General features: G+C 67.6%; 8 protein-coding genes. 5 read left to right on the top strand and 3 right to left on the bottom strand.

Annotated features, from left to right (window positions below):
• Both tolA and tolB read left to right on the top strand, forming a co-directional pair.
• Positions 1 to 847 (top strand): cell envelope integrity protein TolA (gene tolA, locus IED13_RS28225; RefSeq protein WP_191126104.1); only part of this gene is annotated, 847 nt, incomplete at its 5' end.
• A 65-nt stretch (positions 848 to 912) separates the two neighbouring features.
• Positions 913 to 2,190 carry a Tol-Pal system beta propeller repeat protein TolB gene (gene tolB, locus IED13_RS28220; protein WP_112764499.1) on the top strand — a complete coding sequence of 426 codons (1,278 nt, stop codon included), beginning with the start codon at positions 913 to 915 and terminating at the stop codon, positions 2,188 to 2,190.
• A gap of 73 nt (positions 2,191 to 2,263) precedes the next feature.
• On the opposite strand, the gene IED13_RS28215 is transcribed toward tolB, so the two are convergent.
• Entirely contained in the window at positions 2,264 to 3,064 is an 801-nt protein-coding gene (locus IED13_RS28215) for an aldolase (protein ID WP_038359648.1), read from the bottom strand.
• 366 nt (positions 3,065 to 3,430) lie between these two features.
• On the opposite strand from IED13_RS28215, the gene pal reads away from it, so the two are divergent.
• Positions 3,431 to 3,949 (top strand): peptidoglycan-associated lipoprotein Pal, encoded by a 519-nt coding sequence (gene pal, locus IED13_RS28210; RefSeq protein ID WP_112764491.1) that lies wholly within the window; start codon positions 3,431 to 3,433, stop codon positions 3,947 to 3,949.
• 200 nt (positions 3,950 to 4,149) lie between these two features.
• Here the strand turns inward: pal and IED13_RS28205 are convergent, their stop codons facing one another.
• Together IED13_RS28205 and IED13_RS28200 are read right to left on the bottom strand one after the other, a co-directional pair.
• Complete coding sequence (locus IED13_RS28205) at positions 4,150 to 4,518, bottom strand: cell division protein ZapA (protein ID WP_038359650.1); 369 nt, start codon at positions 4,516 to 4,518, stop codon at positions 4,150 to 4,152.
• Between the two features lie 36 nt (positions 4,519 to 4,554).
• Complete coding sequence (locus IED13_RS28200) at positions 4,555 to 4,869, bottom strand: DUF4164 family protein (protein ID WP_318652320.1); 315 nt, start codon at positions 4,867 to 4,869, stop codon at positions 4,555 to 4,557.
• A gap of 330 nt (positions 4,870 to 5,199) precedes the next feature.
• Between IED13_RS28200 and tkt the strand changes: the two genes are divergently transcribed.
• Positions 5,200 to 7,197, top strand: coding sequence for a transketolase (gene tkt / locus IED13_RS28195; protein WP_191126103.1), 1,998 nt, complete (start codon positions 5,200 to 5,202; stop codon positions 7,195 to 7,197).
• 119 nt (positions 7,198 to 7,316) lie between these two features.
• The gene (gap, locus tag IED13_RS28190) at positions 7,317 to 8,327 is read left to right on the top strand and encodes a type I glyceraldehyde-3-phosphate dehydrogenase (RefSeq protein WP_038359654.1); all 1,011 of its coding nucleotides are present in this window, start codon (positions 7,317 to 7,319) and stop codon (positions 8,325 to 8,327) included.
• The last annotated feature ends 148 nt before the right edge of the window (positions 8,328 to 8,475 follow it).

Genomic DNA, 8,475 nt, shown 5'->3' with positions numbered 1-8,475 from the left:
GCCCAAGCCCGAGGCGAAGCCGCCCGAGCCCGTCAAGCCGCCGCAGAAATCGGAGGCCGCCGCCGCGCAGGAGGCCGAGCAGAAGCGCCAGGAGCTGGCCAAGCTCGCCGAAGACGCCGAAATCGCCTCCAAGGCCAAGCAGGCCGAGGAACAGGCGAAGGCCGCCGCCAAGGCGAAGGCCGAGGCTGACGCCCAGCAGGCGAAAGCCAAGGCAGACGCGAAGGCCAAGGCCGACGCGCTCGCCAAGGCCGAAGCCGACAAGGCCGCCAAGGAACAGGCCGAGGCCGCCGCGAAGGCTAAGGCGGAGGCGGCCGCGAAGGCCAAGCTCGCCGCCGAGGCGAAGGCCAAGCAGGAGGCCGAGGCCAAGGCGAAGAAAGAGGCGCAGATCGCCAAGAACTTCAACGCCACCGATATCGAGCGGCTGCTGCAGTCGAAGGAAAAGGCGCAGTCCACCGGCTCCTCGGCGCCGCAGGTCAACCGCACCGCCTCGCTCGGCACCCAGACCGGCTCCTCGCAGAAGCTCAGCCCCTCGCTCAAGGCACAGCTCATCGGCATCATCCAGGATCAGTTGCTGAAGTGCTGGAACGTGCCGATCGCGCTTGCCAACGCGCATGGCAACGCCAATGTCGTGCCGACGGTGCGCATGAAACTGAACACCGACGGCTCGCTCGCCGCCGAGCCCGGGGTGATCAACCGGTCTGCCGATCCGCTCTTCCAGGTCGCGGCCAGCTCGGCATTGACCGCGACCCGCCGCTGCGCGCCTTTGCGCATTCCGGCTCAATTTGCCGCCTATTATGACGACTGGCGTGACGTCGTCGTCAATTTCGACGCAAGGGACGTACTGTGACCCTGATCGACCGCACTCCCCTCCCCTTCCTCGCTTCGGCCCCGACGCGCCGCGGCCTCCTCGCCATGGCCGGCGCGAGCCTGCTCGTGCCCGCGGCGGCGAGAGCCGAGCTCGTCATCGACCTGCGCGGCGGCACCTTCCAGCCGATGCCGATCGCGATCGCGGATTTCGCCGGCGAGGGCGGCGTTCTCGTCTCCAGCGTCATCACCAACAATCTGAAGCGCTGCGGCTATTTCCTGCCCGTCGACAAGGGCCGCTTCCCCGAGAAGAACCCGCCCTTCGACACTGCCCCGCAATTCCAGGCCTGGCAGGCCGCCGGCGTGCAGGCGCTGGTCACCGGCCGCGTCGCCCGCGAGGCCGGCCGCATCCGCGCCGAATTCCGCCTCTGGGACGTCGGCACGGGCACGCAGACCGACGGCCAGCAATATTTCACCGATCCGAGCAACAGCCGCCGCGTCGGCCACATCATCTCGGACGCGATCTTTTCGAAGATCACCGGGCTCGGCGGCTTCTTCGACACCCGCATCGTCTTCGTCGATGAATCCGGCACCAAGGAGAACCGCCGCAAGCGCCTCGCCATCATGGATCAGGACGGCGCCAATGTGCGCTACCTGACCAATGGCGACGTCTCGGTCGTGACCCCCCGCTATTCGCCAGTCGGGCAGGATGTGACCTTCATGTCGCAGCGCCATGGCGAGCAGCCGCGCGTGCAGGTGCTCAACATCGAGACCGGCCAGCGACAGATCGTCGGCAACTTCCCCGACATGACCTCGAGCCCGCGCTTCGCGCCGAACGGCCAGCGCATCGCGCTCTCGCTGCAGCAGGGCGGCAACGCCAATCTCTACGCCATCGACATCGCCTCGCGCTCGACGACGCGGCTGACCTCGACGGCGGCGATCGACACCTCGCCCTCCTATGCGCCCGACGGTTCCAAGATCGTCTTCGAGAGCGACCGCGGCGGCTCGCAGCAGCTCTATGTGATGCCGGCCGGCGGCGGCGAGGGCCAGCGCATCTCCTTCGGCCAGGGCCGCTATTCGCAGCCCACCTGGTCGCCGCGCGGAGACCTCATCGCCTTCACCCGGCAGAGCCCTAACGGCTTCGCCATCGGCGTGATGCGGCCCGACGGCTCGGGCGAGCGTATCCTGACGGAAGGCTTCCACAACGAGGCGCCGAACTGGGCGCCGAACGGCCAGTACCTGATGTTTTTCCGCGACCCCGGCGGCGAGACCGGCGGCAAGCTCTACATGGTCGACATCACCGGCCGCGTCGAAGTGCCGGTGCCGACTCCGGCCTATGCCTCCGACCCGACCTGGTCGCCGCTGCTGAGCGGCCCGGCGCGCTGAGACGAGCATCGGCGAGGACGAACGCGCCGCCCGACCTGCGCCGGGCGGCTTTTGCTTGTGTGGAGTCGGTCGCTCAGTCGCGGTAGATCGGCTCCTCGGCATCGAGCTGCCGGCGGATCGAGGCCAGGTGCAGGCGCGCCGATTCCGGATCGCCCTCGCGCATCTGGCGATAGGCGGCCTCGGCGATCTCGGGCTTGACCGGCAGAACCTCCCGCCCCGTCGAGAGCGCCAGCGCCTGCACCTCGCAGGCGCGCTCCAGATAATAGAGATCGTCCCAGGCTTCGGCGATCGTCGGTCCGAGCACCATGACGCCGTGATGCTTCATGAAGACGATATCGGCGTCGCCAACTGCGGCGGCGATGCGATCGCCCTCGCTCTCGTCGAGGGCAAGGCCGTTATAATCCCGGTCGACCGCCGTGCGGCCGTAGAACTTGAGCGCCGTCTGACCGGCGAAGATCAGCGGCTCGCCCTCCGTCATCGAGAGTGCCGTCGCATAGGGCATATGGGTGTGGAAGGCGACCTTGGCGCGCGGAAGGTTCTTGTGGATCCGGGCATGGATGTAGAAGGCGGTCGCCTCCGGCTGGCCCTCGCCCGAGACGACGTTGCCGTGGAAGTCGCAGATCAGCAGCTTCGAGGCGGTCAGCTCCCGAAAGGCCCAGCCATAGGGGTTGACGATGAACAGGTCGTCATAGCCCGGCACCAGCGCCGAGAAATGGTTGCAGATGCCCTCCTCGAAGCCATAGCGCGCCGCCATCCGGAACGTCGCGGCGAGATCCCGGCGGGCCTCCCACACCACCTCCGAGTCGAGATCGGGTTGGTTCGGGCCCCGCGCAGGCGCCGTGCTCGAAACGCCGGGCTTGAGGGAATGGGCCATCGCAATCTCCAGTCGAGCGAAAACGGAAAACGAAGCAAGCATCGGGCCGGCGTCTCGCCCGACGATATCGCCATCCGGAGGAAAAATGCGCTGCAATCGGTGCCCCGATTTGCAAACTCGTTTCACAAGCCCCGCGTCTTGAGGCCGGGATCTCAGCCCAGGCCCGCGCGGGAAAGTTGTGTCTCCCGTGTTACAGCCAAGCCCGCAAATGGCCCTTCGCCACATTTGGTTAACCATACGCCGCAATGCCGCCACTTCGCCTTGATCTGGCAAGGTCTCGTTTAGGTTGACGCTTCATTGATGGCAGCGAGGCAACGCTGTCCTGAAGCGCGCCGCCATATGATTTCGATCGCCCGGAGTTCAGCCATGTTGACCACCCTCCTCGCCGGCGGCCGCACCGTCCGCTTCGCCGCCGCCCTCGCAGCCACGCTCGCACTCGGCGCCTGTGCCAACAACAACCAGAACGCGGATGCGTCGGGCTTCGGCGCCGGCGGCGCCGCCACGCCCGGCAGCGCGCAGGACTTCGTCGTCAATGTCGGCGACCGCGTCTTCTTCGAGACCGACTCCACCGACCTGACCTCGACCGCGACCGCAACCCTCGACAAGCAGGCTTCCTGGCTGCAGCGTTATCCGCGCTACAGCTTCGTCGTCGAGGGTCACGCCGACGAGCGCGGCACCCGCGAATACAACTACTCGCTCGGCGCCCGCCGTGCCCAGACCGTGCGCGACTACCTCGCCTCGCGCGGCATCCAGGCCAACCGCATCCGCACCATCTCCTACGGCAAGGAGCGCCCGGTCGCGGTCTGCAACGACATCTCCTGCTGGTCGCAGAACCGCCGCGCCGTGACGGTCCTGGACGGCGCCGGCGGCGCCCCCGGCGTCTGAGCGCCGCGCCCCTCTGAAAACACGAAGCCCCGGACGGCAACGTCCGGGGCTTTTTCATTGCAGATCGCTACAGCACGCTGTCATTCCGGGCTTGGCCCGGAATCCATCACAGAGCGCATCGCCTCATGATGGATTCCGGATTGGCGCCGCTTCGCGGCTTGTCCGGAATGACGCAGCGGATAACGAGTTGAAACGAAACCTCACCCCACCGGCGTCGGGATCAGGCTCCGTGCCACGCCCTCGATCCGTTCGGCCGCGCCGACAAGGGCTTCCGCGGCCCGGTCCTCGACCTCGCTGAGTCGCTGGTCGGCCGCGCCGGCATCGCCCTGCGTCGCCGCCAGATCGGATTCCAGCTTGGCGAGCCGCTGTCTCAGCTCGGACATCTCGTCGGCCACCATCAGCGCCGCCATGACATGCAGGCGCATGTCTCCGATCTCGCCGAAGGCCTCCCGCATCTCGCCGATCTTGCCGTCATAGAAGCGCGCGAGCTCTTCCAGATGCGCTTCCTCGCCCTCCCCGCAGGCCATCCGATAGGCCTTGCCGGCGATCGTGACGTTGACTTGCGGCATCGCCTCTCCTTCCCGTGACCTCCCATGCGGGACAGATCACTCCGTCTCCTCGGCCTCGACCTCCGCCGGCTGCTGGGCTTGCACCCGCTCGATAACCGCGCCGATCACGTTCATCGCCCGCATCAGGCGCTGGTCGACGTCACCAGCCGCCGCCTCGACATGGCCGAGCCGGGCCATCGTCCCGTCGAGCTCGGCCGCCAGCCGCGCCCGGTCGTCCTGCATCAGCGCCAGCTCGGTCTCGAGATTGGCCCGGCCGCGCTCGGCCTCGACCCTTCGCCGTGCCGCCGCTTCCAACTGCCCCAGCGCCGCATCGAGGCGCGCCAGCGCATTGTCCAGCATCAGGCTCGCCACCATCGCTCTCCTTTCAGATCGAAGCCGGCTCACGCGATTCGTGCCTGAATTTACAGCAGAAGCGTGGGAAACGTGAATCCCGGCCGCAGGAAACCTGCGATTGCCAAGGGCTTGTCCACATGCGCTGAGGCAAAGCTTGCGGAAACGACCCTGCGCCGCGCCTTCCGAGGCACGAAACCGCCCGCCGCGAATTGACTCAAGGCGAGCGCCGGGCCTAATCCAGCCGTCCTTTCGAAGTCATCTGCGCTTGCCTTTGTCGGACCGTCCTGCCCGCCTCGCGCGGGGTCGGGCCGGACCGCCCCGCCCGCCAGACGGAGCCACGAGATCACCATGACCACCATCGACCGCGCCCAGCACGACAAGCTCGCCAATGCCATCCGCGGCTTGGCGATGGACGGCGTCGAGAAGGCCAAGTCCGGCCATCCCGGCCTGCCGATGGGCGCCGCCGACGTCGCGACCGTGTTGTTCACCCGCGTGATGAAATACGACGCCGCCGATCCGCGCTGGCCGGATCGTGACCGCTTCGTGCTCTCCGCCGGCCACGGCTCGATGCTGCTCTACGCCCTGCTCTATCTCACCGGCACGCCCGGCATGGAGCTCGCCGACCTCGAGAAGTTCCGCCAGCTCGGCTCCCGGACTCCCGGCCACCCCGAGAATTTCGAGACCGCCGGCGTCGAGACCACCACCGGCCCGCTCGGCCAGGGCCTCGCCACCGCCGTCGGCATGGCGATGGCCGAGCGCATGCTCGCCGCCGAGTTCGGCAAGAAGGTCGTCGACCACCATACCTATGTGCTGGCATCCGACGGCGACCTGATGGAAGGCATCAGCCAGGAGGCGATCGCGCTCGCTGGCCATCAGAAGCTCAACAAGCTGATCGTGTTCTGGGACGATAACGGCATCTCGATCGACGGCCCGCTGACCATCACCGACAATGTCGACCAGGTCGCGCGCTTCAAGGCCTGCGGCTGGCGCTCCGAGCGCGTCGACGGCCATGATCCCGACGCGATCGAGGCCGCGATCCGCCGCGCCCAGAAGTCGAACAAGCCGACCATGATCGCCTGCAAGACCGTGATCGGCTTCGGCGCGCCGAAGAAGGCCGGCACCTCCAAGGCTCATGGCGAGCCGCTCGGCGCCGAGGAGCTTGCCGCCGCCAAGAAGGCGCTCGGCATCACCGGCGGCGCCTTCGAGGTCCCGGCCGATGTGCTGAAGACCTGGCGCGCGGCCGGCAAGGCCGGCGCAAATGCCCACGCCAGCTGGAGGAGCCGTTTCGGCCTGCTCTCCGAGCGCAAGCGCGGCGAGTTCGAGCGCCGTCTGGCGCATATCGTGCCAGCCAAGCTCGACAAGGCGATCCTCGCCCATAAGAAGGCGCTGATCGCCGCGCCGCAGGCTGTGGCCACCCGCAAGGCCTCGGAGCTCGCGCTCGAAGCCATCATCCCGGTGATGCCGGAGCTGGTGATGGGCTCGGCCGACCTGACGCCGTCGAACAACACCCGCACCAAGGCGGCGGAGGACTTCACCCCGAAGACCCCGAAGGGCCGCTACGTCCGCTACGGCATCCGCGAGCACGGCATGGCCGCCGCGATGAACGGCATCACCCTGCATGGCGGCTTCCGCACCGCTGGCGGCACCTTCCTGGTCTTTGCCGACTATGCCCGCCCGTCGATGCGGCTTGCCGCGCTGATGGGCGTTCCGGTGATCTACGTCATGACGCATGACTCGATCGGCCTCGGCGAGGACGGCCCGACCCACCAGCCGGTCGAGCAGATCGCCTCGTTGCGCGCCATGCCGAACATGCGCGTCTTCCGCCCGGCCGATACGATCGAAACGGCGGAGGCCTGGCAGATCGCGCTGGAGCGCACGGATGGCCCGACGGTTCTGGCCCTCACGCGCCAGAACCTGCCGCAGCTGCGCACCGACGCCTCGGCGAAGAACCGCTCGGCGGCTGGCGCCTATGAATTGCTGGCGGCCGAGGGCGGCAAGGCCCAGGTCTCGCTCTTCGCCTCCGGCTCCGAGGTCGAGCTCGCGGTCGCCGCGCGCAAGCTGCTGGCGGAAAAGGGCGTGCGCGCGCGCGTCGTCTCGGTGCCCTCGCTCGAGCTCCTGCTGGCGCAGGACGAGGCGACGCAGGCTGCGATCATCGGCTCCGCCCCGATCAAGATCGCGGTCGAGGCCGGCGTCCGCTTCGGCTGGGATGCGGTGATCGGCCATGACGGCGGTTTCGTCGGCATGCACTCCTTCGGCGCCAGCGGCCCCTACAAGGACGTCTACAAGCATTTCGGCATCACGGCGGAAGCCGTCGCCGATGCCGCGATGAAGAAGCATAACGCCTGATTTTCAGGCCACCGGGCTGAGTTTCCCGAGACAAGTCTTGCATTCGGCCATGCTTTGGCCGAATTGCCCGCGTGGATAGCGACGGCTCACGCCGGACGCTCGGCGAAGGAGAGGAAGACATGACGGTGAAGGTAGCGATCAACGGCTTCGGCCGCATCGGGCGCAACGTTCTGCGCGCGATCATCGAGTCGAAGCGCAAGGACATCGAGGTCGTGGCGATCAACGATCTCGGCCCGGTCGAGACCAACGCCCATCTCTTCCGCTTCGACTCCGTCCATGGCCGCTTCCCCGGCACGGTGACCGTCTCCGGCGACACGATCGATGTCGGCCGCGGCCCGATCAAGGTCACCGCCATCCGCGACCCGAAGGAGCTGCCGCACAAGGCGCTCGGCGTCGACATCGCGCTGGAATGCACCGGCCTCTTCACCACCAAGGAGAAGGCCGCCGCCCATCTCGCCGCCGGCGCCAAGCGCGTCCTGGTCTCGGCTCCCTGCGACGGCGCCGACCTGACCGTCGTCTTCGGCGTCAACCAGCACGAGCTGACCAAGGACCACCTGATCGTCTCGAACGCCTCCTGCACGACGAACTGCCTCGCCCCCGTCGTGCGCGTGCTCCATGACGCCGTCGGCATCGACAAGGGCTTCATGACCACGATCCACGCCTATACCGGCGACCAGCCGACGCTGGACACGATGCACAAGGATCTCTACCGCGCCCGCGCCGCCGCCATGTCGATGATCCCGACCTCGACCGGTGCCGCCAAGGCGATCGGCCTCGTCATCCCCGAGCTCAAGGGCCGTCTCGACGGCACCTCGATCCGCGTTCCCACCCCGAACGTCTCGGTCGTCGACTTCAAGTTCATCTCGAAGCGCAAGACCACGGTCGAGAAGGTGAACGAGGCCATCATCAAGGCCTCGAAGCGCGGCCCGCTGAAGGGCATCCTCGGCGTCACCGACCAGCCGAACGTCTCGATCGACTTCAACCACGATCCGCATTCCTCGACCTTCGCCCTCGACCAGACCAAGGTCATGGACGACAAGTTCGTGCGCGTGCTGTCCTGGTACGACAACGAATGGGGCTTCTCGAACCGCATGAGCGACACCGCCGTCGCCATGGGCGCGCTGCTCTGATCGACCTCTGAAAGCGAGGCCGCGTTCCGGCGCGGCCTCGCCCGTTTCCTTCAAACTGCGGAGAGCCCATGGCCAAGATCGAGCCGACCGTCACGTCCCCGGCCCCTGTCGAGACGCCCGCCGTGACGCCGCCCCCCGCACCGAGCCC

This window comes from Allobosea spartocytisi (assembly GCF_014764685.1).
GTDB classification, from domain to species: Bacteria; Pseudomonadota; Alphaproteobacteria; order Rhizobiales; family Beijerinckiaceae; genus Allobosea; species Allobosea spartocytisi.
The sequence above is the reverse complement of the archived record's forward strand: the minus strand, read 5'-3'. Positions and strand labels throughout refer to the sequence as shown.